We start from the raw sequence: 25,659 nt of genomic DNA, 5'->3' as shown, positions 1-25,659 counted from the left end.
GCCTAAACGGCTATCTCCGCTTTTCTTTTGTCTAGCTGCAGTGGGCAGGCCCTCGATCGCTTCACCTTTTCGATTGAACACAAAGAGCGTGTTCATTCGAAAAGGTTCCAGCGCTTGTCGGGCCTAAACGCCCACTTCCGCCTTTCGTTTGTCCAGCTGCGGTAGCCAGGTCCTCGATCGCTTCACCCTTTCGTAGGAACACAAAAAGCGTGTTCATACGAAAGGGCTCCAGCGCTTGTCGACCTATACGGCTACCTCCGCATTTCATTAGTCCAGTTGCGGCTCGCAGAAACTACGAGATTTCACTCTTACGCAGGAACACAAAAAACGTGTTCATGCGTAAGAGTTCCAATCTCTCCGTTTCTAAGCGCTCGCCTTCACTTTTCATTGTCCAGCTGCGGCTCGCAGAAACTGCGAGATTTCACTCTTTCAACAGAACACAAAAAGCGTGTTCTATTTCAAGAGTTCCAATCTCTCCGTTTCTGAACGCTCGCCTTCGCTTTTCATTGTCCAGCTGCAGTGGGCTAAATCCTCCGGCTGTTTCGCCCCCTCGGTTGAGACAAAAATCGTCTCATCCTCACGGGCTCCAACATCCTACGGATTTAAAACGCGCCCACTTCCGCTTTTCGAATGTCCAGCTGCAGTGGGCAGGCCCTCGATCGCTTCACCTTTTCGATTGAACACAAAGAGCGTGTTCATTCGAAAAGGTTCCAGCGCTTGTCGGGCCTAAGCGCCCACTTCCGCTTTTCATTAGTCCAGCTGCGGCTCGCAGAAACTCCAAGATTTCACTCTTTCAACAGAACACAAAAAGCGTGTTCTATTTCAAGAGTTCCAATCTCTCCGTTTCTGAACGCTCGCCTTCGCTTTTCATTGTCCAGCTGCGGTAGCCAGGTCCTCGATCGCTTCACCCTTTCGTAGGAACACAAAAAGCGTGTTCATACGAAAGGGCTCCAGCGCTTGTCGGACCTAAACGGCTACCTCCGCTTTTCAGCGTTGCAATACAATCAATTTACCGGTTGAGGAAACGACTCTTGCGGGTTTGGATTCGAAGCCTTTTTCGTTTAGAATTTCTTGGCCTATTTTTTTTGCGTCTTTGTCGTTTTGGGCTTCGAAGCTGTCGTCTAGGATGGTGGTTCCGTCTTTTTCAAATGCTGTGATAATGTACTTTTCCATGTGCTGTCCCTCCTACTAGTTATAGTTATTATTCTACCGATTCGATTTGGTATTGTCACTTTTTTCAGAAAAAACGAATCTTTTAAGAGTGAGAAACGTTATAGTAGTATGAGTGGATAATCGATTTTCGAAATAGGGGGGAAGTAGATGCTTCGTTTAGAGAATGTAACGAAGAAGTTTGGTTCGTTTACTGCTGTCGATGGGTTGAATTTATCGATTCCAGAAAATGAAGTGTTCGGGTTGCTCGGGGGAAACGGAGCGGGTAAAACGACAACGTTTCGAATGTTGCTGCGTTTGATCGATCAAACGGATGGAACGATTTCATGGAAGAATAATGACATATCATATAATAAAAGTCATCTTATCGGATATCTACCTGAGGAAAGAGGACTTTATCCAAAGATGAAGGTTAGAGAGCAATTGATTTACCTTGGGAAGCTTAGGGGGATGAAGAAAGAAGAGATTGAGATCGAAATGAAAAATTGGCTCGAACGTTTTGGTGTGCCAGAAAATGCGAATAAAAAAGTCGAGGACTTATCAAAGGGGAATCAGCAGAAAATACAGTTTATAGCGGCAGTGATCCATAAACCAGAGTTGCTTATTCTCGATGAGCCATTCAGTGGTCTTGATCCTGTTAATGTAGAGTTACTAAAAGACGCTGTTCTCGACCTAAAGGAGAAGGGGACGACGATTCTGTTCTCAAGTCATCGAATGGAGCATGTTGAAGAATTATGTGAGCACTTGTGTATTTTACATAAAGGGAAACCTGTGGTGAATGGTAATTTAAAAGAGATCAAGCAATCGTATGGTAAGAAAAACCTTATTGTGAACGTTGATTTTGATCTCGCTTTTCTTAAAAACATACCAGGTGTCCTTCGGATAAAGAGCGGGGTCAATCAATCGATCATACAGATTGAAAATGAAGCTGTTTCACAAGAAGTGCTGACTGAATTGATGAAGAACGGTTTTGTTAGACATTTTGCGTTAGAAGAACCTTCTCTGAATGACATTTTTATTGAGAAAGTAGGTGCTTCGTATGAATAAGCTATTCATCGTGTTGTTTCAAACCTACTTTAACCGATTAAAATCCAAACCGTTCATTTTTACGACATTAGTAACGATACTCTTTATTTTCTTAATCACAAATCTTCCAAGCATTATGGATTCGTTCGATAAAGATGAAGCTGACCGTGTAGGCGTAATGAGCTCAGAGTCTTATTATTCTCTTTTAGACCAACAGCTCTCTCTGATGGAGTCCAATATCGAGATTATGCCCTACGAAGGAAGTGAGGAAGAAGCACAAGAAGCAATAGATTCAGGTGAGATCGATAGTTACCTTGTTTTAGAAAGTACAGAGGACGGGAATCCTCAAGGAGTTTATAAGGCTGAAACAGTAGCGGAGCAAAAAACCCCGCAAATTCTGCAGTCTGCCCTTCAACAAATAAAGAGCTCGATCGCAGCAGAACAAGCGGGGGTCACCCAGGAGCAACTGCTTAAGATCGATCAACCAGTAATGTTTGAAAAGATAGCACTTGAAAAAGGAGCCAAAACCGAAGATGAACTGAATCAAGCAAGAGTATTTGTATACATCCTCTTGTTTGTGATCTACTTCTCTGTCATCTTTTATGGAAACATGGTTGCGGTAGAAGTAGCAGCAGAAAAATCTTCTAGAGTGATGGAAATTCTTATTTCGAGCGTATCTCCTGTTAAACAAATGTTTGGAAAAATACTAGGGGTAGCGCTATTAGGATTAACTCAGTATGCTGTCATCATTTTGTGTGGTTATTTATTCCTGAAGTTTAAGGATGATGACTTTACAACAAGTGGGTTTATGTCGTTTCTCGACTTTAGCAATCTATCAGCGTCACTTGTTATCTATGCCGTCCTCTTTTTTGTATTAGGTTACTTGCTTTATGCAACGATCCTTGCCATGGTTGGATCTCTCGTAAGTCGGGCTGAAGAAGTTCAACAAGTCATTCTGCCTGTGCAATTCTTAATTATCATTGCGTTCTTCATCGCAATGTTTGGGTTATCGACACCATCTGCACCAATCATTACAGTGACATCGTACATCCCATTCTTTACGCCTGTCGTGATGTTCTTACGAATAGGTATGCTTTCTGTACCGTTTTGGGAAATCGCACTTAGTCTTGTTCTCTTAGTGGGAACGACGGTGTTCTTTGCAATCCTCGGTGCAAAAGTTTATAGAGGTGGCGTACTGATGTATGGAAAATCATCATCTATTAAAGACATTGGAAAAGCACTTAAATTATCTAAGAAAGATAATTGATGTTTGCCCGTTCAAGTACTTCTTGAACGGTTTTTTTTATGAAGAAACATACAATGCGAACGTGCGCTCTACCTAATGTGGTAAAATTAAAGGTAGATAGCAATAGAAAGGGTGGTAAGCAATGAAAGAAATTTCATTCCTGCACTGTGCGGATCTCCACTTAGACAGACCTTTTTCTGGAGCACAAAGCTTGCCTCCAGATATACATAACTTTGTTAAGGATAGTGCACATCGATCGTTACATAAACTGATCGATGTAGCTTTAGAGAACAGCGTTGATTTTGTTTTGTTTGCAGGAGATCTTTTCGATAGCAGTTATCGAAGCCTGCACTCTCAGATGGTTTTGTACCGTGAACTTCAACGTCTAGATAAAGCAGGAATTCGTAGCTTTCTTTCTCATGGAAATCATGACGCTCTCGATGGGGAGTGGAACGCGATCGATTGGCCTAAGAGCAGCTATTTTTTCGGACCGGAAGTAGAGTCTGTTCCTTTCTATCGAGAAAATGAGAAGCTTGCTGATATTCATGGGTTTAGTTATCCTCGTCGGCATGTTAGTGAAAATATGTCCACTTATTTTGAACGAATGGATGATGAAAGTTATCAGATCGGAATGCTGCACGGAAACGTAGAAGGAAACACGGACCATGCGTCTTATGCCCCTTTTACTTTAAGCGATTTGATCGATAAAAACTTTGATTATTGGGCGCTCGGTCATATTCATGTTCGAACGATTTTAGTAGAAAATCCACCGATCATATACCCAGGGAATATACAAGGTGCTCATCGAAAAGAAGTTGGGGAAAAAGGGTGTTATATCGTATCGATGGACGAAGGGAACGTTACGACAACCTTTCACTCTACTTCTGATGTGACATGGCAGAAGGAAACCATCGATCTATCAAAGATCGAAACGATTCAGGATCTTCTTCGGATTTGTGAGGAACGTCTTCATGATGAGACGTACAGTTCTGGTGGCCACTTAGTCGAGTTTGAATTCATTGGAATAAGCACTCTTCATCATCACTTATTACAAGATGACGTACTTGATGATTTATTGCAGGCTCTTCAAATTGGAAAAGAAGGAGAGCTTGATGGATTCGTATGGCCTTATAAGCTTTCACTTCATTCTCAGCCATCCTGGGATAGAAATGAGCTTAGAAAGCAGGACGGATTTTTACAAGATTTACTTCACGTTTCAGACTCGTACAGCACTGAGGATGTAACAGAAAGCATCGCTCCTCTCTATCATCACAGAAGGGCAAAAAAAGCGTTTCCTCCCATCGAAGATCAAAGTACAGTCGTGGAAGAGGCTGAAGAATTGCTGCTCTCATATCTAGTAGATGATAAAGGGGGGCGGTCATCATGAAACTGATCGGGTGGCATATTTATGGATTTGGGAAATTTGAGGACTACAAAGTTTCCACCTTATCAGATCAGCTCCAGACGATCTATGGAGAAAATGAAGCTGGTAAGTCGACTTTAATCGCTTTTATAGAGAATGTTTTATTTGGTTTTTCTAGTAGAAAAGAAGAGAGCTATTTTGTGAAAAAGTATTCTCGCACTGGCGGGTGTTTGTACTTTGAACTCGATGGAAGCCCAATAACGATCGAGCGTACGAGAGGCAAAGCATCTGGAGATGTCACGATTCATTACTTCGACGGCACAATAGGTAGTGAAGAGGACCTTGCTCGATTGTTGAAAGGGATGGATCGAAAAACATTTAGACAGCTTTTCTTTTGTAATCTGAACACGTTACATGATCATACTGATCATAGTGAAGAGAGCTGGAACAGCATCCTTTATGAAGCAGGGATGACAGGGGGCGCATCTCTACTTACGATCGAGAAAGAATTGGAGAAGCGTCAGAGTGAACTGTTCAAGCCTAATGGAAGAAAGCCTCTTATCAATGCAAAGCTCGAGGAATGGGAAAACACTAAGAAAAGTGTTTATGAACTAGAGAAGCGAAATCGTACGTATAACGAGACGGTAGATAAGATCGAAGCACTGAAGAAAAGAATCGAAGAAAATAAGGTAGTGTTGATCTCTTATCAAAAGAAACGCCGAGAGTTAGATTATGAAAAGACAATCTTGCCTTTAGTAAAAGAACAAACAAAGTTACATAGGCAGCTAGAGTCTCTTCCTTCACATACTCCTTTTCCGGAAGATGGGCTTTCACAACTAGATAAATGGAAAGAGAGAGTCGTCATTACTTCCGGTGAGATCGAACAAGTTCAAACCGAGCAGGCAGAGGTTGAGAAAGAGATCACAACTCAGGAACTCCAAGGTCGTCATGATCTCCTTCATCATGTGAGCCAGTTGAATGAGCAATTGGTCGTATACCGAACGAAACAAGACGAGAAGAAGCGATTAGAAAAGGAAAAACGAGAGAGAGACAATAAGCTTCATTCGAGTTTGAAAGAAGTAGAGCTATCAGAACATCAAATAAGTAAGATGGTCACGTCGTTTAGTGCGAAAGAAGAGCTAAAAGCACTCGTTCAGCGTTATCAGCGGTCTGATCAACAGTATGATTATTTGAACGACTCACTATTATCTGCACGTGAAGAACTTGAAAGGGAGGAAGGTGAGTACGAAAGGCTACTCGCTCGTAGAAAGGGTGACCGTCCCGAAGAGCATTCAACAAAAAAATCAACATATCGATCTTCAAATGTCATGCTCTTCATTTCATTAATACTTTTCCTCGGAATTGGTATTATTGAAAACTGGTTTTTAGCAATCGGTGCAGCAGTGATTGTAATAGTTGGGGCCATAGTCATGAGGTTGACCGGTGAGAAAAGTGATGAAGAACATGCAGAACAGCGCGAACTGAGAAGGCGTTCAGAGAGTGTGAAAGAGCAGGTCGAGCGGTTGAATAGGACGTATACGAAAGCCGCAGAAAAAGTAGATCAATGGGAGCTAGAAAGGTTCCAGTTGGATGAAGCGTTTGAAAAATGGAAAGCAGACTATTCCTTCCATATTGAACTATCACCTGAACTGATGAGCGAGTTAGTTGAAAAGGTTGCCGTCATCAAGCAGATGAAACAAGACGCTAAAGTTATTGAGAGGCAAATTGAGGAACTTGACTATGAGATGCGGGTAGTTGAAGATGGAATTAAGAAAAAATGTGAAGAAGTCGAGGTCCAATTTCACGACGTAGAGACAGCCATTCAGCAACTCTTGTTAGTAGCAGACAAGCAAAGGGAGACCATGCAGCACATTGAAAAACTGCATGATAAGCTATCAAGCCTTAAGCAAAAAGAAAAAAATGAACAAGCAAAGCTTCGTTCATATAACAAGCAGATCGATCAATTATTTGTCGATGCAGAAGTGAATACAGAAGAAGCGTTTCGCGTTAAGGGTAATGCGCAAAAAAAAGCGAGGGAACTGTTGAGTCAAAAAGTAATTGTTGATTCACAACTGGACGGAGCTGAAGATGCCGGTATAAACCATTCCTCAGTTGAAGAGATTGAAGAAGAAAAGGCTGGGATTGAGAAAGAGGAAGGTGTCTTGATGAAAGAACAACAAAAGCTTTACCAAGATATCGCAACGCATCAGGAACAGCTTCGTACACTTACAGAAGATGGAACGTTAGAAGATCTTCTTTTAAAAAGTCAGCAAAAGGAAGACGAGCTTCATTCACTAGGGAGAAAGTGGGCAGTGTTTAAAGTCGCCTCAGAGCTTTTACAAAAAGCGAAAGCGAAGTATCAAGAAGAACGCCTACCAGCTGTGCTACACCATGCTGAGCGCTATTTTTCAGCGATAACGGATGGAAGGTACACTGCAATTCATGCTCCTAAAGACAAGAATGGTTTTCAAATTCGTCATAGAGATGGTACGGTCTATCTTCCTTCGCAATTAAGCAGAGGGACAGCGGAACAGCTCTATCTTTGTATACGGCTTGCCCTTGCTTCAGTCACTTCGATAAAATTACCCGTAATATTAGATGATATCTTCGTGAATTTCGATGAAAAGCGCACCGAAGTGGCGAAAGGTTTTATAAAAGAATTTTCAAAAGAACAGCAAGTGTTGATGCTAACTTGCCATCAAACGACTTTAGATAGCATCGATGATCATGTTATAAAGCTCGAGCGTGTTTTCCATTAGGAAGGTATTTTAAAATGAGGTGATTGGATTTGGAAGAAACCTATAAGATCAATCTAGTAGAAGATGAAGAAAACCTTGTCCAAATTTTGAAAACGTATATGGAAAAAGAGGGATTTGAAGTTAAGACATTTTTGAGTGGTGAAGATGCGATGGACAACATCCACGATTCGTGTCACCTTTGGATTCTCGATATCATGCTTCCTGGAATAGATGGGTATGAGTTACTTAAGAAGATTAAAGCGGAGAAGGATGTTCCGGTCATCTTTATTTCGGCTAGAGATGAAGATCTCGATCGAATTGTGGGGCTTGAACTTGGAAGCGATGACTACATCGCTAAACCCTTCATGCCACGAGAGTTGATTATCAGAGCAAAAAAGCTATTGAATCGAGTCTATCAGCAAGCATCCCAAAAGAAATACGAAGTATCCGAATATCAAGTAGATCCAATTACTCGCAAAGTTACAGATCGAGGAGAACCGATCGAACTAACGACGAAAGAAATGGATTTAATTTTATATTTAGTAGAGCACGTGAATCAAACGTTATCTAGAGAACAAATTCTAACTCATGTTTGGGGAGAAGATTATTTCGGTTCAGATCGAGCGGTGGATGATGTGATTAGACGTGTTCGGAAGAAAATGCCTCGCATGAATCTAGAGACTTCTTACGGGCTTGGTTACCGGTTGATCACATGAATTTGCTTCGCGTGAATTTAACGAAACGTATATGGCTGTCGTTTATGATACTCGTACTACTCGTGGGAGTCGTCATTGCGGTTATTTATCCTTTGTCGATCAAAGGAACACTTACTGAAGAAACGTATCAGATTATTGAATCTGAACAGCAGCGGTATACGTTCCCTGACCGGGATGCCCCTCTCCCTCCTGAGACAGATCAAGATTTCATCGAACGAAGGGATGCCTCTCGCTCTGTAGGACACACGCTCATTACTAGATTATATAGAGGGCCACTACAAGGAGACCCAATTCCTGATGCCGTAATCGTTGAAATGCGTAAAAACGCTCTTGAACAAGAGACGCCAAAAGCGAGATATGAACTTACGTACAATAACCAGGCGTCCCTTTTTTACGTGATCTCAAAAGTTCAGGTTAATAGTCAGGAAGCTTACTTCATCTCCTATATGTGGGATACGTATCGTAATCAGATGATCGAGCGTTTATGGTGGAGACTCATCATCATATTGGCGTTCGCTATGGTTCTAAGTTTACTCCCTGCGATGTGGATCGCGCGATACTTAAGAAGGCCACTAACTGTACTAGGAGAAAGATTTGATCAAATCGCAAACCGAAATTGGAAAGAGCCTTTCGTCTGGGAAGGCGATGAAGAGTTCCAAAAGCTATCGAATCAATTCGAATCGATGAGACAAAACTTGATGCGGTATGACAAAACTCAAAAGACGTTCATCCAACATGCGTCACATGAGTTAAAAACGCCGATTATGGTTATAAAAAGCTACGCACAGTCCATTAAGGACGGCGTGATGCCCGATTCGATGGAGAATACAATGGACGTTATATTGAACGAATCTGACCGGATGGAGCAGAGAGTGAAATCGATGCTCACCTATATAAAACTAGATTCGATCGATGAGCCTGAAGGCAGATATGAAACGTTTCGTTTTGGAGGGCTTGCAGAAGAAATTAGGGAACGTTTCATGTATCAACGAGACGATGTAGAGATTTCGATAACTGGTGAAGACGTCCTGTTAACGGCTGTTCAAGAGCAGATGCTGACGGCGCTTGATAACCTTGTTCAGAACGCCCTTCGATATGCAAAGAGTGACATACAAATCGAAGCGAGAGAAGATGAAAAAAAGACGGTTATTAGCGTCAGTAACAACGGTGAACCGATCTCGTTTAAATCGGGAGAAAAAGAAAGACTGTTTGAACCATTCCAAAAGGGTGACAAAGGACAGTTTGGCATCGGCCTAGCAATCGTGAAGAAGGTAGCAGAACGTCATCAGGGATATGCAAAAGTAGAAAATGAAGAGGACGGTGTAACCTTCTCTATCGTCATACCAAAAAAAGTGAACATCGTTTGAAACTAAATTGAATCGAACCGGTTGGTTGCTATGCTATACTAAGAAAATAGATGTTGACACGGAGGTGGAAAGATGAAGGAATCAAAGGGAATCGGGCACTATAAAGTAGGAGAACCGGTCGATCAGTATGTGCTGATCAAATCATCATTAAAAGGAGTAGCAAGTAATGGGAAGCCATTTCTTACGCTAATTCTCCAAGATAAAACGGGTGATATCGAAGCGAAATTATGGGACGCTTCTCCAGAAGATGAAGAGAGCTTTGATGCTCAACAAATCATTAAAGTCACTGGGGATGTGAACAGCTATAGAGGTAGAAACCAGCTTAGAATTAAAACCATTCGTCTAGCCACTGAAATGGATCAAGTAAAAGTTGGGGATTTTGTTGAATCGGCTCCACTCGAAGTAAATGATATTATGGAAAAAATCACTCAATATATATTTGAAATGCGTAACCCTCGCATTCAACGAATAACGCGTCATCTCGTAAAAAAACACCAAAATGATTTTCTAACTTTTCCTGCGGCGACAAAAAACCATCATGAATTTGTTTCAGGGTTATCGTACCATGTCGTTTCGATGTTAGACCTCGCTAAGTCACTTGCGACTCTCTATCCGTCCCTCGATACGGATCTATTGTATGGAGGCATCATCTTGCATGATCTTGGGAAAGTCGTTGAGCTATCAGGTTCTGTAGCAGCGAGCTATACGAAGGAAGGTAAGCTACTCGGACATATATCGATCATGGTGAACGAGATCGGACAAGCCGCAAAAGAACTAGAAATCGATGGAGAAGAAGTGACGCTTCTTCAACATATGATTCTTAGCCATCACGGAAAGGCAGAGTGGGGCAGTCCGAAGCCTCCTATGATTCGAGAAGCAGAAATGCTTCATATGATCGATAACATCGATGCAAAGATGAACATGCTCGACCGTGCGTTAGATAAAGTCGAGCCAGGCGAATTCACAGATCGTGTGTTTGCACTTGATAATCGTTCATTCTATAAACCGAATACTCCGGCAACAGTCCAAAAGGAAACAGCCAAATCATAATGTTGTAGATCGATAGAGAAACGCTACGGAGCGTTTCTCTATTTTACTGTGAGCAAGTCTAATCATTTGTATGGATGTATGGAGGAAAAGAAGATGAAATTAAGAGATTGGGATCGAAATTTAAAAATTCGTCTGTTTGGTGAAGGGATGATCAACGTTCTGTTCTGGATGTTCTTCCCCTTTATGGCGATCTATTTTTCTGATTCATTTGGGAAAGGGATGGCAGGACTACTTCTTGTGCTTTCTCAAGTATTTGGTGTCCTAGCAAATCTCGTAGGAGGCTATTGTGCAGATAAGTATGGTCGTAAACGAATGATGGTAATCGCCGCGTACGGACAAGGGATAACGTTCCTACTCTTTGCTTATGCAAATTCTCCTTGGCTCGATTCCCCTATGCTAACTTTCATCAGTTTCTCTATACTTGGCATTTTCGGCGCACTCTATTGGCCTGCTAGTCATGCGATGGTAGCTGACGTTGTGGATGAAAAGGATCGAAATACGGTGTTCGCCGTTTTCTATACTGCATTGAATATATCCGTTGTAGTGGGACCAATACTCGGCGGAATTTTCTTCTTCCAGTATCGATTCGGACTATTGCTCACGGCTGCGATCGTGAGCTTCGGGGTTGCTGTGGTGATTAGTACATTCATTCGAGAAACGGCTCCAGAGCAAATGGATAAAAAGCTCGTGAAAGATTCATCTACTAAGTGGTATGGGTTTATGAAAGAGCAGTTGCGAGACTATAAGGTCATCGTTCAGGACAAAGTGTTTCTACTCTTCATTCTGGCAGGAATTTTCGTTGCGCAGACATTTATGCAACTTGATCTCTTGATCGCGGTCTACCTTAGTGAGTCTGTACCAGAACAATCTGTACTCTTCAATATTCAAGCAGATGGGAAGCAAATCTTCGGGTGGCTCATCGCTGAAAACGGCTTACTAGTTGCGCTATTAACTGTCTATATGACTACAAGAATGAATCACTTCAAAGAGAAAACGGTGTTCATTGCTTCTTGCTTTATTTATACGTTTAGTATGCTTGTGTTTGGATTTACCACCCACGTATGGGTGCTTGTTTTTGCGATGTTCCTGTTTACGATGGCGGAGCTTATGGTTGTCGGCATTCAGGAAGGGTTTGTTTCAAGGTTAGCGCCAGAACATATGAGAGGGCAATACTTTGCAGCAGCTAGTCTCCGGTTTACGATCGGTAGAACGATTGCCCCACTAGCCATCCCATTAACTGCTCTAGTAGGGTTTACGTGGACATTCTCTATCATCGGTTTATTAGCTATTATCGCAGCACTATTGTATTACGTGATGTTTCGATTAAGAGAGGCAAAGGAAGAAGTGGTCCATCAAAGCGTTCTATGATGAAACAATGGTATATTCCTTTCTATTCCTTCATAAAGTGTAGTAATCTGAAGAGCTTGTACTTAGAAGTGAATGAAGGGGAGGGGCAAAAGGTGAGAAAAGGAATTCTTGTCATACTTGGTGTCTTATTTATTATTAGTATTTTACAGCTTACAGAGATCTTTTCTGCAGTTACAGCGTTTGCTTCAGGTTTACCTTGGTGGGTTTATTTCGTTTTAGCAGGGATCATCTACAGCGGGTATAAATCAATGACATTAACTGTCGAAGATCGAAAAGTCGACCAGATCCACATTGAAGAGGAAGGAAAGGTATATGTGAAGCGGATGGAGGATGAGAGGGAGAGAAGAAAAAAAGCTCGTGTAAGCGGACAATGAACAAATAAAGCCGAGAGGGAGCGTTCCCTCTCGGCTTTTATGCTATTCAGCACTTTCTTCATTTGCTTCTGGCTCTTGCTCCTTTTCTTTAAAAAGATCTTTAAACTGATCGTCTTTAACTTTGATATCAGATTCTTTAATCAGTTCGTCGATTACAGTTGGAACGTCTTTTGCGTTCTGCTGTAGATATTGCTCTTTAACTTCATCTTTAGACTCTTCAAAAGGTTTGACTGTTTTGCTTTTTAGCTTGATGATGTGATAGCCAAACTGTGATTGAACGATGTCACTGACTTCTCCTTCTTTAAGAGCGAATGCAGCCTCTTCGAATTCTGCAACCATGTCACCCTTCTTAAAGATGCCAAGATCACCGCCATTTTGGGCAGATCCATCTTTAGAATACTCTTTCGCAAGTTCTGCGAAGTCTCCACCGTCATTTAACTTTTCTTTCACTTCTTTTGCTGTTTCTTCATCGTCAACTAGAATATGACTTGCTTCTAGCTCTGTGAATAGATTTTGATTTTCTTCATAGAACGTTTTAAGCTTCTCATCAGATACATCTACGCCTTCAGTAGCTGCTTTTTGAGCAAGAAGTTGTTTACGTACATCAACTTTAAACTGATCTAAATCCTTATAGCCATTAGCTTGTAGTGCTTGCTCTAACTGCTCATCGGATTCGAAATTTTCCTTAATCTTATCAAGCTCAGCTTGAACTTCTTTATCTGAAACATCATATTTATCTTCAAGGATTTTTGTTTGAACAAGGTCGCTAAGTACAGTTTCACCAGCCTGATCTTTCATAGCCTGATAAAATTCTTCTTTCGTTATGTTACCGGCATTTGTTTCTACTACTACTTCTGAATCATCACCTGAATCATTGCTGCATGCTGATATAGCAAGCATTGTGATGAAAGCAGTGAGTATAATGAACGTTTTTTTCATCAAGCATACACTCCTAAGCGTTAGTTAAATTTAACATTTTTGTGTCACAATTAATACTATAGCACAAATTGTACGATGAAGTTAAATTGCGTGAGAAATATGAGAGAATTTACATATTACAATGAAAGCGAAATCATTCAGTATAATAAAAAAGATAGGGCATAAGCCCCATCAAATTTGCTTTATTATGTGAAGAGAATTTCAACATAGGATGAAATAAGCAGAATAGTGATCAAAACATTGATCGTTCGAAAGACGTTAGGCTGCTTTTCCTCTGGAATATTCTTCTTCGTGCACAATGCATTTGTCATTGAATTAAATGCAAGCAAGATCATTGTAGCGAACAGGATGAAAATCAACCCTATAATTGTCATTTGAAAACCTCCCAGAGTCCAATTCGATAATGCGAAGAAATGTATAACAGTATTTCCTTAAGCTGTCTATTCGTAGTATGATGAAAAAGATTCGTCCCACAAGGAGATGGTTAGAATGTTAAAGAACAAATGGCGGACCGCTTTTATTGCACTTGCTTCTGTAGTGTTGATCGTAATAGTGGTTTTAATTGGGTCCTATCACTATTATTTCCCTGAAAGCGAGTTTGCTAGAATCCCAGATCAGACTTCAGAAGAAGAGTCCTTTGAAACGACTTTTTCTATTCAGATGAAGAAAGACCAACTAAATGAAATCATCAATAACGAGCTAGAAAAGTATAGTGAAAAGCAAGAAAATCTTGGGTACAGTGTGAACCTAAATGAGCTTGCAACTTTTCAAGGCTATCTTACGATTTTTGATCGGAAAGTCGATTTCTTTCTTAAATTTGAACCTCAAGTCCAACCAAATGGCGATCTCTTATTAAAAGAAAAGGCTTTTCAAATTGGAATTCTTGAGCTGCCGAGTGACAAAGTACTTTCGTTTATAAAAAAACAGGCATCGTTACCGCCTGAAATTACGATTGATGCCGACGAAGGAACAATCTATATGGCTGTTAGCGATCTAGAGTTAAAGAATGGTATGAAATTAAGAGCTCAATCATTTGATCTACCGAATGATCAAATTATTTTTGATGCTTACTATCCAATTAACTAGATCTGTGCTCTATTGTTATTATGAAGGAAGTCTTATAAGAATTCAATACTGCCGGCTTTTTGCTAGATGTAAAAGAACAGAGCGCTTAACGAGAGCGCTCTGTTTAATTTCTAATATGAGAATCAAGATGCTCTCTTGATCAAAATGTGAAACCCTTCGCTTCGATCTTCTACAAAAGCATGTCTTGGAGCTTTTATTACTTGTGAAGCATAGAGAAAATCGCTAAAGCTAAAACCGAGATTGATAGCAGCGAGTATTGAGAAAAACGATACATATTGAGGCATCGCGATCGAACATGCAGTCGCACCAGCTGTGATAATAACGGCTGGGCTTAAAGAAGCGATCAAATAAAGATTACGAGAAATCGGATTACATGTTTCGCAATGCATCTTCGGAACGATTGCTAACCCCTTTTCTAATCGCATCGTCGCCTTCATCCCAGCAAATGTTAAAGGAAGCCAGTGTAGAAGCTTATGAATAGGGAAAAGAATTGCCAACGACCCTAGAAAAGGAAGAATCGGCACAATCGCGTGTTCTGTATTAGGATAGAACATACTGAACGTAAGGTAAAAAGCAATGAAGTAGAGTAGTGTTAATAGAGTAGAGAAAATCGTAAGTCGGTGTACTCCGAATTCGCGATTTAAATAGATTGATTTCCAGCAATTCATAAGGATCACCTGCTTCCGTCTAAGATGTTAATTATGTTGAATACTCGTATACTGTACAGCGATTTTCTGAAGAAATCAATACGTTTTTTAGAATTGAAATATGTCAAAAAATTTTAGACAAAATACTCGTTTTTTCGCATTGGTTTGAATTGGAAAAGACGTTTTCATTCCTACCCCAGTCCGTTAAAATATAAGTACAATTGATCGCAGAGTGAGGAGTTATTTTGGAATGGAATCTATTGAAGCACGACTAGACAAAATAGAGTATCATAATCGTTTACTTGCTAGGATGTACGAAGAGGAAGGAAAGTATCCTTTCTATACTCTTGTAATCGAGCATGGGCTTACGGAAGAAGAAGTGAAGGGCGTTTTTTCGCTTTGTGAAGAAATCCAACAAAAAATGCATGAGCAGATGGAAGAGGGCCTTCTTAGCCGAACTTCGTTGCTCACACATTTTGTCGGAATGTTAGATATGAAATTAAAACCGATCCCTACGATAAAAGCGATACAGACTCAAGAAGAGAAGTATGAAAACTTAATGACTGAACTTCTCTCAGCGTCTCCAAACTATCAATAAATCTTTTCTTCATTTACGAATTTCTCTTCTTCGGAGAATTCTTCTTCTAACTTCGTAAATGATTTCTGGAATATTTCCAAGAAGTCATCACCATAAAGGCCTTTTATTACGCTCATCATTTCATTGAATTCGGGAAACTTACCATACAGGTCTCTTAGTGGCATCGATGCTTTTAGAACACTATCTCTGTTTGGGGAGTAATGTTTCCAAGTTTGTTTCAGGAGTCTCTCTCCTTCATCTGTTAGCTGTACATATGTATTCCGTTTGTCATTCTCTTTTTTGGAGAAGGTAAGGAGGGAACGTGATTCAAGCTTTTTCGAGAAGTTAAAAGCTGTTGAGACATGCATGACACCGAACTTGGCGATATCGGAAATTGAAGAGCCATCAAGGTGATATGCGATCGATAAGATATGGTGCTCATTAATATTTAAATCAAAGGGTTTTAACCATTCCTGCCAATCTCGTTCAACCGATTTCCAAAGCGCCTTGCTTAATTGACCGATTCGGTGGCTGAAAATCATAGCTTCTTGGATAGATATACCCTGACTATCTTTCATATTTGCCTCCTTAACAATTCCCAACCTTATTGGGAAATCTATATTAGAATACTGTTCTCACGTTGTAAAAAAACCGGCTATTTTGGAGCCGGTTTGTTAACTTCACTTTTAACTGTTTCGATAGACTGCTGCATTTCTTCAATGTCTTCCTTCAGACGAGTAAGGTTCGGTTCAATATCTTCTTGGAATGAAGAGATCGAACGTTTTAAGTCTGAAGTAACTTCGATTATGATTTGTTTCCCTTCAGAAGAAAGCTGCTTGACTTGGGTTGTTAGTTCATTTAAATCTTCCTTCAATCTTGTAAAGCTTTCCTTTATCTCATCACTTTTATTCTTAGCGTCAGTAATCATTTCCTTCCCTGACTTCGGGGTCGTCAATAGAACTGAAGCGGCGGAAATCACTCCACCTAATAAAAATCCTGTCGCTAGCGCTTTTGTTTTTCCCATGATGCTTTCATCCTTTCCTGACAATCCTCTGCTTCTATGACTGTAGTTCTCCAAACACTCTTGAATTCCTTCTTTTTTTATCACTCTCATCACGGTCATCAAATGATTCAAGTGTACATATATCTTTTAGTAAGACACGAAGGGTAGATAGGAGGCATAAGTATGGCTGGGTTTATCTTTGCTCTTATTACAGTAGGATGTCTACTATTATTGGCAACTGTGAATCGCTTGTTGATGGTTCGAAAATATTCGTTTTATACGGAACAAATAATACAAAAGAAACGAAACGCATTTCTGTTTGGGACGTTCGCAATCTTTTTTCTCCTACTAGGTGTTTCGATGGCATTTTTAGTTTTATAGTAGGCCCTTCTTTATTTTTCCCATATAACGTGATTGACAAACCCAATGGGATAGGTTAGAAATACGCTCATTTGAGGTATCCTATAGATAGAAGGACGCAAAGGAGCGTGTGTATGATGAATAGAATGGTGAAAAGTGTATTTAAGAGGATGACAAAAAAAGCTGTTAGTGTTGTGAAGGACAAAGATCGTTTAAATGAAGTTTCCCTCGAATCTCTGAAGAAAGGTGCTCTTTATAAAGGAAGAAAGGGCATGAGCGATATGTGGGTCGATGTTAAAACTTTCTCAAGGTTGGTACAAGAAGTGAGGAAAGGGGAGTATAAAGATATTTCTCGAAAATCCGTGGTCATGATCGTAGGCGGGCTATTGTATTTCATAAGTCCAATCGACGCTGTCCCGGATTTGCTTGCAGGGGTAGGCCTTTTAGATGATGTTGCAGTCATCGGGTTTGTAGCTAGTCAACTGAGACAAGAACTAGAGAAGTTTCGTGAATGGGAAACGGGAGTGAAAATTTAATGAATAGATGGAGAGGGAGACGGATCGTCCCCTCTTTTCTTATGGTCTCGAATAGCGATTCCAAAAACGCAATATCCAGGAGAATGGGAAGGGGAGGCGGTATCCGGCTTTTTCTAATTGTTTTAAAAGATTGATGAACGCGCCACCTATGCGTCTATTCTGTTTTAATTTTTCTTCATCCCCTCTAACAGTAATGCGATATCCGTTAGAGAGGCCTTCTATTTTTACTTCTGAATCCCCAACTTTTTCAGTCGTTTCTTTCATAACGTCGCTCATTTAGGACCCTCCTTTTTTAACCAGACACGTTTCTCTAATGTACTCGTTATGATGATCAGAAATAAACTCATCCCACCGGTGATTGAGCTTGCAAGCTGTAGATTATCAAGTTCAAGTGAAAAACTTACAAATAGGGCGATCAAAGAAATGAGCAACGCGATAAAGCTATAATGCTTGTTCCAAAGCATACTTTTAGATTGAAATTCTCTTCGTTTAACTGATTCTTCCCATGTCCGGTGCTGATTTAACTCTTCAGAAAGTCGATCGAGAGGATTCTCTATCGAGGTTAGTTTTCCGTATAGCTTTCGAATCATTCTCGAAGGGTCGTATCGTTCATCAGAAGCTTCTTCTCGGTTGATCCACTCTTGAACGATAGGCTTTCCTTCTTCGATAAGATCGATCTTAGGGTCGAGTGTATAAAGGATGCCAACGATCGTTGAGATGGCGCGACCAAGGAAAGCAAATTCACTAGGAAGTTGGATGGGCTGCTTGTTCACAAGAGTCTGGACTTCTCGTAAGACTTGTTCTGCAGTATCCTCATTGATCATCGTTAAATCTTGTTCAATAAATAAGGTCACGAGGGTTTTGATCGCTTTCTCAATTTGTTTCTTGTCAGAGTCAGGAAGGAGAAAGCGTAGCTCATCAAGCGCTTCGGTTACGTCGTCATATTGACTCAGAACTACGCCGGTAATCAATTTTCGAATGCTAAGGGCATCGTGTGATTCAATAAATCCAACCATACCAAAATCGATAAATACGATAGTGCCGTCCTGCTGAATAAGGATATTACCGGAGTGGGGATCAGCATGAAACTGACCTTCTTGTAATAACTGCTCGAGAAATCCCTTTAGAAGTTTTCTAGCTAACTCCCTTCGATGGATGCCTTGCTCTTCTATATAAGAGATGTTCGTGACCCGAGCGCCTTCCATCCATTCCATCACGAGGACTTTTTTTGTTGACCATTCTGAGATGTAGTGAGGGATGCGATAATCTAGACTTTCTTTATATCGCTCCTGAAAATTAAGACCATTCTTTAATTCCTTGTTAAAGTCGAGCTCATCTTCGATCACGTTTCGAATCTCATCATACAGCTTAGGAAGATCGAGCTGATTACTGTATGACGTAAAGGTATCGATCATCCAGAAGACGATTCGAAGTGCTTTGAAGTCCGCTCTAATAATCTTACGTATATTGGGTCTTCTGATTTTGATAGCGACTTCTTCACCGCTTATTAAGTTTGCACGATACACTTGTCCGATAGAAGCTGAAGCGACTGGCCGTTCAGATATGTCCTTTATGACATCTTCGTAAGTAGAAGACCATTCTTCTTCTAAAATACGCTTTGCTTTGTTCCATGAAAAAGAAGGTACGCGATCCACAAGGTCTTCAATTTCCTCAAGAAAAACTTTCGGTAAAATATCAGCCCTCGTAGAAAGGAACTGACCGAGCTTTACGAGCAACCCCTCGAGTCGAATTGCTTTTTTCTTATATTCTTTTGCCTGCTTTTTTAAGAGTTTTTGCCAGCGTTCCTGATTCCAGGAATGTTTGCTTCTTCTACGAAACGTCTCGAGTTGAATGAAGAATTTAACGGACATAAAGACGATGACAACGATGCGATATAGAGAGTTAAACTTCAATTTTTTCACCTGATTCTTTAAACGTATAATGGTTAACATAGCCTATTTACCCAAATTAGAAACAATTTAATAGTAAATTGGTGCACATAGAAGGGAGGAGTGTGTTACAAAGGCAAAAAAAATAGGCTGTCGAGAAAGCTCTCGACAGCCTGCCGTTCGATCTATTTAAAAGGCAAATGTTGTACGTTTTAAAATGGATTGTACGACTGGGTATATGAATACCATAGCGATCGTATTCACGACAGCCGTTGGGATGACAACTGTTAGGAATAGTCCTGTAAAAGCTGCGCCCCCAGGAAGTCCAGCGAAGACAAGTGCTGCACCTAAGAAGATCGCTCCACTAATCATCGTTCCGATTGCAGTTAATGCACCAGCTGTAACGAGTGAGTTGAATCGTCGGACAAGCAAGTAGAGTCCGAAGAATACAAAAGCTGTGATCGGTTTATCAATTACGTTGGCTAGTTGTCCACCAGGGAATGTCGTTGTTGCTGCTGAAATTACGCCAGTGGCCAAACCGAGCACTAGAACGCTTCTACGGTCTGGGAATAACAGGATTCCAAGGAACATCATTGTGAGCAGCATATCGTTCTTCATTCCAGAAATAAGTCCTGGAATTACTGCGTGTAGAATCGTCCCAATTCCAAGTAGTAAAGCCATCAATACCAAATTTTTTGTTTTCATAAAGAAACTCTCCTCTTCTCATCTCATTTCCGTCTCTTAGACGGTGGCTCTCTCCAGAAGTGCACTCGTTGCCTCCTGCGAAAGAACTAGTTTAATAGTAACAAACGATTTGTCTCTTGAAAAGTATTAAATATTATGCTTTTGATGGAACGTGTTCATGAAGTCGCATAGTGCTTTGACAGATTCGAGTGGAACTGCATTGTAGATGGAAGCGCGACACCCTCCGATCGAACGGTGCCCCTTCAGTCCTACAAAACCTTCGTCTTCTGCTTCTTTAAGGAATAATTCTTCTAGTTCTTTCTCACGTAATGTAAAGGTGACGTTCATGCTAGAGCGGCTTTGTTTATCTGCGATGCCATTATAAAATCCGTTGCTCTCATCGATCGTTTTATAGAGAAGACTTGCTTTTTCTTTATTCCATTTTTCGATCGCTTCAATGCCTCCATATTTCTTTGTCCATTTTAAAACGAGTGATAGCATGTAAATGGAAAATGATGGAGGTGTGTTGTAGAGTGAACTCTTTTCAACATGAGTTCTGTAATCTAGCATTGTAGGCAAGTTCTTAGGTGCGTTTTTTAGTAGATCCTTCTTCAAAATAACTACCGTAACACCAGCAGGTCCAAGGTTCTTTTGTGCGCCAGCATAGATCAATCCAAATTGTTCGATCGGAATAGCACGGCTCAAGATGTCACTAGACATATCTGCAATAAATGTCTTGTTTGGTTCGTTAGGGAATTCTTTCCACTGAGTACCATGTATCGTATTGTTGGATGTTAGGTGTACGTATGCATCATTATCGCTGTAGGTTAATTCGTCAGGAGTGGGGATACGGCTGAAATTTGTTTGTTCTCCATTTGCTCCTATGAACGTATCACCTACTTTTTGTGCTTCTTTCAAGGCTTTTTGTGACCAGCTTCCTGTAAGAAAATAATTTCCCTGTTGTCCTTCTTGTAGAAAGTTCATAGGGACCATTGAGAACTGCAAGCTAGCTCCACCTTGTAGGAAGAGAACTTCATAATCGTCTGGAATATTGAGAAGCTCACGCAATAGGTTAACTGCTCCTTCATGTATCGCTTTGTATTCCTTGCTACGATGACTGAATTCCATGACTGACATACCAAATTGTTGATAGCTGATCAGTTCAGATTGCGCTTGGTCTAGTACTTCAAGAGGTAATGCAGAAGGACCGGCATTAAAATTAAAACGTCTATTCAACAGAAGACACTCCTTTAATGTAGTAATGCGATAACCTATTTTGTTTGTAATTATCCTATCATTATCGAAACCTTATCGCTATATTTTTTCTGAATCTTATAAAAGATTTCGCTTTAACTTTTTGATAACTTGCATTGTTTTGCTATCCTAATAGGAACGAATGAAAAAGGAGTGAACCATAACATGTACCGAGAAAATAAACCAATTCATATCGGACCATACGACCATCCAGATATTTATCCAGGACCCAGACCATCTTCTTCGTTCGTTTATCATAACGGAAAAGCTCATAGAATTGATGAACAGCAAAATGTCCCAATCGAAGAACAAGTTGTTCAATACTCTATGGGGGAAGAAGTAACGGGAACACTATCTTTTTCCTCACCAACAAAGTTGACAGTTAATGAATTGCTGAAGAGTGAAGGGCTTACTTCCATTGAAGATCGGATTCCTTTACTGGCATATGGTTCTAACGTTTGTTTGGCGCAATTAAAATATAAATTCAGCCTTAATCCAGATTTAAACGACTTTATCTTGTTTTTCCGTGCAAACATCGTAGATACCGATGTCGTTGCAGGATCGTTTCTAGCACCATATGGAGCACTTCCGGCAGTAATCGCCCCGGTTACAGGTGCTAAAACAGAGGTTTGGGTTACCTTTGTTGAGCGTGAACAACTCGAGCTATTGAACCGTACAGAAGGCAGCTATGTTCTTAGGGAGCACCAAGGCGAAAAGCTTATGCTAACGACAGGTGAGCGATTTGAACGGGTATATGCTTACTATTATCCTCATGCATTGTTAAGAGAGGGTTCAATGGTACGGTTTATGGATATCCCGGGGCAATCGCCTTTGCCATCCATGTGGCAGGCTGACTTGTTGAATGATCTGAAAGGACTGATGGGATATGAGGGGCATAGGGAGGAGTTCATACATGAACTTCGTTGGAACTCGATCCTTCAGTCAAAAGTATCTACACTCCTGGCTGGCATGGAGGAGAAGTTCGACCATTCAGATTGGGTAGAGCCAACAGGGTTTCACACGTTGAAGGAAATGAAAAGGTCATGTAAATAAAAAAGGAGGCGTTTGCCTCCTTTTTTGTATTACTTAAATTGTGAGCGAATTCCTTCTGCAAGCTTCTGTAGCTTTTCGGCATCGTATTCACTTTCGTGTGTTTTCCAGACAGCGCCGAATCCATCGCCTTTCCCATAGCGTGGAATAAGGTGAAGGTGATAGTGAAACACAGATTGTCCAGCAATCGCTTCATTGTTATTTAATATATTCATACCTTCAGGTGCAAAATTTGCTTTTAATGCATTTGCAATTTCAGGAACAGCTTCAAAGAGCTTTGATGCTGTATCAGAATCTAACTCATAAATGTTTTGCTTATGTTTCTTTGGAATGACTAGTGTGTGCCCCTCCGTTACCTGGGTGAGGTCTAGAAAAGCTAAAACATCTTCTGATTCATAAACTTTAGCTGATGGAATATCGCCATTAATGATTTTACAAAAAATACAGTCAGGAGAATGACTCATTACGATCTTCCTTTCATCATTTTTGTTTATCGTACCATATTTTTCATGTTTATTGAAAAATCAAATAAGGCTCTGCCGGGGGTGCAGAGCCATGAGCGTAACTAGTTTCAGGGAAGACGTCACACTCCGTACTAGGTTGCTCGGAAATAGAACAAACTATTCAACTGTTTTGCGAATATTCTTATGAAAATCTGGATTCCTTCGTTTAATCAAGATATGATGTGTACAGATTTATAAAATGGAGGAGAGACAAATGAAGTTTCGTTTTCTAGCAATAGTAGGGATTCTTATCGTTTCCGTTATGACGGGGTGCAATAATAATGAAAGTCATCACCAAGAACATTTAAGTAATGGAGATATACGGGAAACAACAGCATCTAACGAACTCCCTACATTCCTTGAAGATAAACACGATACAGTACAGGCAATCTATTCAAAAGTAGAGTCGGAGGAAGATTTATTACAACACATACCATGTTATTGCGGTTGTGGAGACACGGCAGGTCACATGAATAATTACGACTGCTTTGTACATGACAAAACAGCTGAACGTACTACTTGGGATGACCATGGTACGAAGTGCGGCGTTTGTCTTGACATCGCTGTGAAAGCCATTGAAATGAAAGAAAATGGAAAGTCGGTAAAAGACATTCGAGCGTTCATCGATGAGACGTATAAGGTTGGTTATGGCAAACCAACTCCGACGCCGCTACCAGAAGCGTAGTCGTTTCACCGAGGTAATCAAAGTTTGTTAAAATGGAGTCAAATACAGAAATGAGAGGGTCATTATGTCGAATTCGATCTTAGAAGTGAACAATTTAACTGGTGGATACCAGGCAAATAAACCTGTTTTGCATGATCTTTCTTTAAATGTGAATGCGAATGAGATCGTAGGATTGATCGGTTTGAACGGAGCAGGAAAAAGTACCACTATTAAGCATGTTCTTGGTCTGCTTGATCCTATGAAAGGAAACATCCGTGTTGCAGGTAGTACGTTCAGTGAAAACAAAGATAAGTACCGAAAACAATTTTCCTACATACCTGAAACACCTTTATTGTACGATGAATTGACGCTTTGGGAGCATTTACAATTGACTGCTCTTGCGTACGACTTGGAAGAGGGTTGGGAACAAAGGGCAGATGGTCTTTTGAAAGAGTTTCGAATGACGAATATGAAAAGCTGGTTTCCGGGTCACTTTTCAAAAGGGATGAGGCAGAAGGTTATGATCATGTGTGCTTTCCTTGTTCAACCTTCTCTCTATATTGTCGATGAACCGTTTGTCGGACTCGATCCGATCGGCATCCAGTCTTTCTTGGATATGATGGTCCAAGTGAAAGAGAAGGGTGCTGGCGTATTGATGTCTACTCATATTCTTTCTACAGCTGAACGATACTGTGATCGCTTCATCATCCTACATGATGGTGTCATTGTTATGTCAGGAACAATGGCGGAGCTTCAGAAACAAATCGGGCGTAAGGACGCTACATTGGATGACATCTATATCGAAGCGACCAGGAGCGAGAAATGATGCAGTTCGAGACCTTATGGAAGGAAAGAGCGGGTGCCTTTTGGAAGATTGCGCTTCGTTACTTCCGGTTAATCGGTAATAGCAGCTTTCTATTTACGCTCGTCCTGACCCTTATCTTTGGCGCATATTATTATAGTGAATTACTCAAGGTACTGCCCGAAGCGTTTCCAGGCATTGCTGTTATCACGATCATCGCTTCTTTTGTAATCGTAAGGTCCCCTCTAAGGTTCTTTCTATCAGAAGCTGATCTTGTATTCTTATTACCTGCAGAAAGAAATCTAAAAGACTATTTTAACCGATCACTACTCTATAGCTTTATGCTTCAGGCGTTCATCACGATTGTTGCGATGGTAATCCTTGCCCCGTTGTATCAGCATGAAATGGCAGCGGGGACCGCATATTACGTTTTCGTGATCGCAATCATGTTATTACTGAAAGCACTAAACATCTTCATGAAATGGATGGAATTACATTTACCTGCACATCGATCTGTTGCTGGATTCGTAGGGTTACGCACAGTGGCTACGTTACTGTTTACGTACTTCGTTCTCGTTCAAGCATCTTTGATCGTTGTTGCTCTGACTGCTATAGCGCTCGTTAGTCTCTTATGGTTTGTGTTTTATCCCCTTAATCGAAAGTATTCGGTTAAATGGGAGAAGCTTCTTGCTTTAGATGAGAAGCAAAGTATGAAATTTTATCGAACAGCAAATCTATTTACAGACGTTCCAAAACTAAAACAGTCTGTTAAAGGAAGAAGAATAATCAGTTCGATCGCTGAAAAACTCCTTCCAAATGATACGGTTTACGAAAAACTTTATCAAAAAGCGTTTGTACGAAGCAATGAATACCTTGGAATCTATCTGCGCCTAGCGATCATCGGTCTGTTGGTCGCGGTCTTCGTTCCAGGGACGATAGGTAAGGTAATTGGGGCGGGGCTATTTATCTATTTGACGGCTACACAGCTGCGCACATTATATCCTCACTATTCAGCACACGTGATGATAAAGCTTTATCCCCTTCCGGAGGACCAAAAAGATCGTGCATTCAACAAAATGTTAAGACGCTTACTAGGAATTCAAGCTGCCTTGTTTGCGTTGGTCACACTTATTTTAGAACGAGACGTAATCACGTTTCTTGTAATATGTTTGGTTGGAATTCTAACCGTCCTATTCGCTACTACGAAGAAACAAAAAGCACCACCAATCTGATCCGTAAAGGAAGAT

The 25,659-nt window shown here is 40.7% G+C and carries 29 protein-coding genes; 17 read left to right on the top strand and 12 right to left on the bottom strand.

Features of this window, described 5'->3' with window-relative positions; genetic code table 11:
- Positions 1-61: 61 nt before the first annotated feature.
- Positions 62-217, bottom strand: a complete 156-nt coding sequence (locus ACXADT_RS00955) for a hypothetical protein (protein WP_474832952.1) — start codon at positions 215-217, stop codon at positions 62-64.
- Between the two features lie 770 nt (positions 218-987).
- On the bottom strand, positions 988-1,173 hold the full coding sequence (locus ACXADT_RS00950; RefSeq protein WP_270182423.1) for a YhzD family protein: 186 nt from the start codon (positions 1,171-1,173) through the stop codon (positions 988-990).
- A 147-nt stretch (positions 1,174-1,320) separates the two neighbouring features.
- On the opposite strand from ACXADT_RS00950, the gene ACXADT_RS00945 reads away from it, so the two are divergent.
- The 9 genes from ACXADT_RS00945 (at position 1,321) to ACXADT_RS00905 (ending at position 12,418) form a co-directional block, all read left to right on the top strand.
- Positions 1,321-2,217 (top strand): ABC transporter ATP-binding protein, encoded by an 897-nt coding sequence (locus ACXADT_RS00945; protein ID WP_474814252.1) that lies wholly within the window; start codon positions 1,321-1,323, stop codon positions 2,215-2,217.
- On the top strand, positions 2,210-3,463 hold the full coding sequence (locus ACXADT_RS00940) for an ABC transporter permease (protein WP_474832950.1): 1,254 nt from the start codon (positions 2,210-2,212) through the stop codon (positions 3,461-3,463). Before ACXADT_RS00945 ends, ACXADT_RS00940 begins: the two co-directional genes overlap by 8 nt.
- 121 nt (positions 3,464-3,584) lie before the next feature.
- Positions 3,585-4,829, top strand: a complete 1,245-nt coding sequence (locus tag ACXADT_RS00935) for a metallophosphoesterase family protein (protein ID WP_474832949.1) — start codon at positions 3,585-3,587, stop codon at positions 4,827-4,829.
- Complete coding sequence (locus tag ACXADT_RS00930; protein WP_474832947.1) at positions 4,826-7,564, top strand: ATP-binding protein; 2,739 nt, start codon at positions 4,826-4,828, stop codon at positions 7,562-7,564. The genes ACXADT_RS00935 and ACXADT_RS00930 overlap by 4 nt, the downstream gene beginning before the upstream one ends.
- A 29-nt stretch (positions 7,565-7,593) precedes the next feature.
- Complete coding sequence (locus tag ACXADT_RS00925) at positions 7,594-8,259, top strand: response regulator transcription factor (RefSeq protein ID WP_270182428.1); 666 nt, start codon at positions 7,594-7,596, stop codon at positions 8,257-8,259.
- Positions 8,256-9,626: a sensor histidine kinase gene (locus tag ACXADT_RS00920; protein ID WP_474832945.1), complete on the top strand. Its 1,371-nt coding sequence runs from the start codon at positions 8,256-8,258 to the stop codon at positions 9,624-9,626. Before ACXADT_RS00925 ends, ACXADT_RS00920 begins: the two co-directional genes overlap by 4 nt.
- Before the next feature lie 72 nt (positions 9,627-9,698).
- A complete protein-coding gene (yhaM, locus tag ACXADT_RS00915) occupies positions 9,699-10,676 on the top strand; it encodes a 3'-5' exoribonuclease YhaM (RefSeq protein ID WP_270182429.1) in 978 nt (325 codons plus the stop codon).
- 93 nt (positions 10,677-10,769) lie between these two features.
- On the top strand, positions 10,770-12,044 hold the full coding sequence (locus tag ACXADT_RS00910) for an MDR family MFS transporter (RefSeq protein ID WP_474832943.1): 1,275 nt from the start codon (positions 10,770-10,772) through the stop codon (positions 12,042-12,044).
- Positions 12,045-12,136: 92 nt separating this feature from the next.
- Complete coding sequence (locus ACXADT_RS00905) at positions 12,137-12,418, top strand: sporulation YhaL family protein (RefSeq protein WP_270182431.1); 282 nt, start codon at positions 12,137-12,139, stop codon at positions 12,416-12,418.
- Between the two features lie 42 nt (positions 12,419-12,460).
- Here ACXADT_RS00905 and ACXADT_RS00900 read toward each other — a convergent pair whose 3' ends face one another.
- Entirely contained in the window at positions 12,461-13,357 is an 897-nt protein-coding gene (locus tag ACXADT_RS00900; protein ID WP_270182432.1) for a peptidylprolyl isomerase, read from the bottom strand.
- 185 nt (positions 13,358-13,542) lie between these two features.
- Complete coding sequence (locus ACXADT_RS00895) at positions 13,543-13,722, bottom strand: hypothetical protein (RefSeq protein ID WP_224884855.1); 180 nt, start codon at positions 13,720-13,722, stop codon at positions 13,543-13,545.
- Positions 13,723-13,846: 124 nt separating this feature from the next.
- On the opposite strand from ACXADT_RS00895, the gene ACXADT_RS00890 reads away from it, so the two are divergent.
- Positions 13,847-14,443 (top strand): YpmS family protein, encoded by a 597-nt coding sequence (locus tag ACXADT_RS00890; protein WP_270182433.1) that lies wholly within the window; start codon positions 13,847-13,849, stop codon positions 14,441-14,443.
- A gap of 122 nt (positions 14,444-14,565) precedes the next feature.
- Here the strand turns inward: ACXADT_RS00890 and ACXADT_RS00885 are convergent, their stop codons facing one another.
- Positions 14,566-15,111 (bottom strand): DUF3267 domain-containing protein, encoded by a 546-nt coding sequence (locus ACXADT_RS00885; RefSeq protein WP_270182434.1) that lies wholly within the window; start codon positions 15,109-15,111, stop codon positions 14,566-14,568.
- A 229-nt stretch (positions 15,112-15,340) separates the two neighbouring features.
- Here ACXADT_RS00885 and ACXADT_RS00880 point away from each other — a divergent pair, with 229 nt between their 5' ends.
- Positions 15,341-15,688 carry a DUF1878 family protein gene (locus tag ACXADT_RS00880; protein ID WP_270182435.1) on the top strand — a complete coding sequence of 116 codons (348 nt, stop codon included), beginning with the start codon at positions 15,341-15,343 and terminating at the stop codon, positions 15,686-15,688.
- Here ACXADT_RS00880 and ACXADT_RS00875 read toward each other — a convergent pair.
- Both ACXADT_RS00875 and ACXADT_RS00870 read right to left on the bottom strand, forming a co-directional pair.
- Positions 15,682-16,245 carry an HTH-type transcriptional regulator Hpr gene (locus tag ACXADT_RS00875; RefSeq protein ID WP_270182436.1) on the bottom strand — a complete coding sequence of 188 codons (564 nt, stop codon included), beginning with the start codon at positions 16,243-16,245 and terminating at the stop codon, positions 15,682-15,684. The genes ACXADT_RS00880 and ACXADT_RS00875 overlap by 7 nt on opposite strands.
- Positions 16,246-16,322: 77 nt before the next feature.
- Positions 16,323-16,691: a YtxH domain-containing protein gene (locus tag ACXADT_RS00870; RefSeq protein ID WP_270182437.1), complete on the bottom strand. Its 369-nt coding sequence runs from the start codon at positions 16,689-16,691 to the stop codon at positions 16,323-16,325.
- A 162-nt stretch (positions 16,692-16,853) separates the two neighbouring features.
- Between ACXADT_RS00870 and ACXADT_RS00865 the strand changes: the two genes are divergently transcribed.
- Positions 16,854-17,051 (top strand): hypothetical protein, encoded by a 198-nt coding sequence (locus ACXADT_RS00865; protein ID WP_270182438.1) that lies wholly within the window; start codon positions 16,854-16,856, stop codon positions 17,049-17,051.
- Positions 17,052-17,164: 113 nt separating this feature from the next.
- Entirely contained in the window at positions 17,165-17,566 is a 402-nt protein-coding gene (locus tag ACXADT_RS00860) for a YkvA family protein (protein WP_270182439.1), read from the top strand.
- A gap of 39 nt (positions 17,567-17,605) precedes the next feature.
- Here the strand turns inward: ACXADT_RS00860 and ACXADT_RS00855 are convergent, their stop codons facing one another.
- The 4 genes from ACXADT_RS00855 to serC form a co-directional block, all read right to left on the bottom strand.
- Complete coding sequence (locus ACXADT_RS00855; RefSeq protein WP_474832941.1) at positions 17,606-17,842, bottom strand: hypothetical protein; 237 nt, start codon at positions 17,840-17,842, stop codon at positions 17,606-17,608.
- Positions 17,839-19,479, bottom strand: a complete 1,641-nt coding sequence (locus ACXADT_RS00850; RefSeq protein WP_474832940.1) for an ABC1 kinase family protein — start codon at positions 19,477-19,479, stop codon at positions 17,839-17,841. The genes ACXADT_RS00855 and ACXADT_RS00850 overlap by 4 nt, the downstream gene beginning before the upstream one ends.
- A 165-nt stretch (positions 19,480-19,644) precedes the next feature.
- A complete protein-coding gene (locus ACXADT_RS00845) occupies positions 19,645-20,160 on the bottom strand; it encodes a tryptophan transporter (RefSeq protein ID WP_270182442.1) in 516 nt (171 codons plus the stop codon).
- Positions 20,161-20,286: 126 nt separating this feature from the next.
- Positions 20,287-21,375 (bottom strand): 3-phosphoserine/phosphohydroxythreonine transaminase, encoded by a 1,089-nt coding sequence (gene serC / locus ACXADT_RS00840; protein ID WP_474814231.1) that lies wholly within the window; start codon positions 21,373-21,375, stop codon positions 20,287-20,289.
- Positions 21,376-21,558: 183 nt separating this feature from the next.
- Here serC and ACXADT_RS00835 point away from each other — a divergent pair, with 183 nt between their 5' ends.
- Positions 21,559-22,446: a hypothetical protein gene (locus ACXADT_RS00835; protein ID WP_474832938.1), complete on the top strand. Its 888-nt coding sequence runs from the start codon at positions 21,559-21,561 to the stop codon at positions 22,444-22,446.
- Between the two features lie 29 nt (positions 22,447-22,475).
- Here ACXADT_RS00835 and ACXADT_RS00830 read toward each other — a convergent pair whose 3' ends face one another.
- The gene (locus tag ACXADT_RS00830; protein WP_270182445.1) at positions 22,476-22,907 is read right to left on the bottom strand and encodes an HIT family protein; all 432 of its coding nucleotides are present in this window, start codon (positions 22,905-22,907) and stop codon (positions 22,476-22,478) included.
- A gap of 253 nt (positions 22,908-23,160) precedes the next feature.
- Here ACXADT_RS00830 and ACXADT_RS00825 point away from each other — a divergent pair, with 253 nt between their 5' ends.
- From ACXADT_RS00825 to ACXADT_RS00815, 3 genes are all read left to right on the top strand, one after another.
- A complete protein-coding gene (locus ACXADT_RS00825; protein ID WP_474832937.1) occupies positions 23,161-23,631 on the top strand; it encodes a PCYCGC motif-containing (lipo)protein in 471 nt (156 codons plus the stop codon).
- A gap of 64 nt (positions 23,632-23,695) precedes the next feature.
- A complete protein-coding gene (locus tag ACXADT_RS00820) occupies positions 23,696-24,436 on the top strand; it encodes an ABC transporter ATP-binding protein (protein ID WP_474832935.1) in 741 nt (246 codons plus the stop codon).
- Complete coding sequence (locus ACXADT_RS00815; RefSeq protein WP_474832933.1) at positions 24,433-25,644, top strand: ABC transporter permease; 1,212 nt, start codon at positions 24,433-24,435, stop codon at positions 25,642-25,644. Before ACXADT_RS00820 ends, ACXADT_RS00815 begins: the two co-directional genes overlap by 4 nt.
- The last annotated feature ends 15 nt before the right edge of the window (positions 25,645-25,659 follow it).

The organism is Anaerobacillus sp. ABR4_321 (assembly GCF_056158505.1).
The sequence above is the reverse complement of the archived record's forward strand: the minus strand, read 5'-3'. Positions and strand labels throughout refer to the sequence as shown.

Coding starts and splice junctions, on each gene's coding strand:
- ACXADT_RS00935 (WP_474832949.1), top strand. CDS start 3,585: ATGAAAGAAATTTCATTCCTGCACTGTGCGGATCTCCACTTAGACAGA.
- ACXADT_RS00945 (WP_474814252.1), top strand. CDS start 1,321: ATGCTTCGTTTAGAGAATGTAACGAAGAAGTTTGGTTCGTTTACTGCT.
- ACXADT_RS00825 (WP_474832937.1), top strand. CDS start 23,161: ATGAAGTTTCGTTTTCTAGCAATAGTAGGGATTCTTATCGTTTCCGTT.
- ACXADT_RS00885 (WP_270182434.1), bottom strand. CDS start 15,111: ATGAATTGCTGGAAATCAATCTATTTAAATCGCGAATTCGGAGTACAC.
- ACXADT_RS00955 (WP_474832952.1), bottom strand. CDS start 217: ATGAACACGCTTTTTGTGTTCCTACGAAAGGGTGAAGCGATCGAGGAC.
- ACXADT_RS00930 (WP_474832947.1), top strand. CDS start 4,826: ATGAAACTGATCGGGTGGCATATTTATGGATTTGGGAAATTTGAGGAC.
- ACXADT_RS00880 (WP_270182435.1), top strand. CDS start 15,341: ATGGAATCTATTGAAGCACGACTAGACAAAATAGAGTATCATAATCGT.
- yhaM (WP_270182429.1), top strand. CDS start 9,699: ATGAAGGAATCAAAGGGAATCGGGCACTATAAAGTAGGAGAACCGGTC.
- ACXADT_RS00845 (WP_270182442.1), bottom strand. CDS start 20,160: ATGAAAACAAAAAATTTGGTATTGATGGCTTTACTACTTGGAATTGGG.
- ACXADT_RS00910 (WP_474832943.1), top strand. CDS start 10,770: ATGAAATTAAGAGATTGGGATCGAAATTTAAAAATTCGTCTGTTTGGT.
- ACXADT_RS00890 (WP_270182433.1), top strand. CDS start 13,847: ATGTTAAAGAACAAATGGCGGACCGCTTTTATTGCACTTGCTTCTGTA.
- ACXADT_RS00865 (WP_270182438.1), top strand. CDS start 16,854: ATGGCTGGGTTTATCTTTGCTCTTATTACAGTAGGATGTCTACTATTA.
- ACXADT_RS00855 (WP_474832941.1), bottom strand. CDS start 17,842: ATGAGCGACGTTATGAAAGAAACGACTGAAAAAGTTGGGGATTCAGAA.
- ACXADT_RS00940 (WP_474832950.1), top strand. CDS start 2,210: ATGAATAAGCTATTCATCGTGTTGTTTCAAACCTACTTTAACCGATTA.
- ACXADT_RS00835 (WP_474832938.1), top strand. CDS start 21,559: ATGTACCGAGAAAATAAACCAATTCATATCGGACCATACGACCATCCA.
- ACXADT_RS00860 (WP_270182439.1), top strand. CDS start 17,165: ATGATGAATAGAATGGTGAAAAGTGTATTTAAGAGGATGACAAAAAAA.
- ACXADT_RS00920 (WP_474832945.1), top strand. CDS start 8,256: ATGAATTTGCTTCGCGTGAATTTAACGAAACGTATATGGCTGTCGTTT.
- ACXADT_RS00815 (WP_474832933.1), top strand. CDS start 24,433: ATGATGCAGTTCGAGACCTTATGGAAGGAAAGAGCGGGTGCCTTTTGG.
- ACXADT_RS00820 (WP_474832935.1), top strand. CDS start 23,696: ATGTCGAATTCGATCTTAGAAGTGAACAATTTAACTGGTGGATACCAG.
- ACXADT_RS00870 (WP_270182437.1), bottom strand. CDS start 16,691: ATGGGAAAAACAAAAGCGCTAGCGACAGGATTTTTATTAGGTGGAGTG.
- ACXADT_RS00900 (WP_270182432.1), bottom strand. CDS start 13,357: ATGAAAAAAACGTTCATTATACTCACTGCTTTCATCACAATGCTTGCT.
- ACXADT_RS00875 (WP_270182436.1), bottom strand. CDS start 16,245: ATGAAAGATAGTCAGGGTATATCTATCCAAGAAGCTATGATTTTCAGC.
- ACXADT_RS00830 (WP_270182445.1), bottom strand. CDS start 22,907: ATGAGTCATTCTCCTGACTGTATTTTTTGTAAAATCATTAATGGCGAT.
- ACXADT_RS00950 (WP_270182423.1), bottom strand. CDS start 1,173: ATGGAAAAGTACATTATCACAGCATTTGAAAAAGACGGAACCACCATC.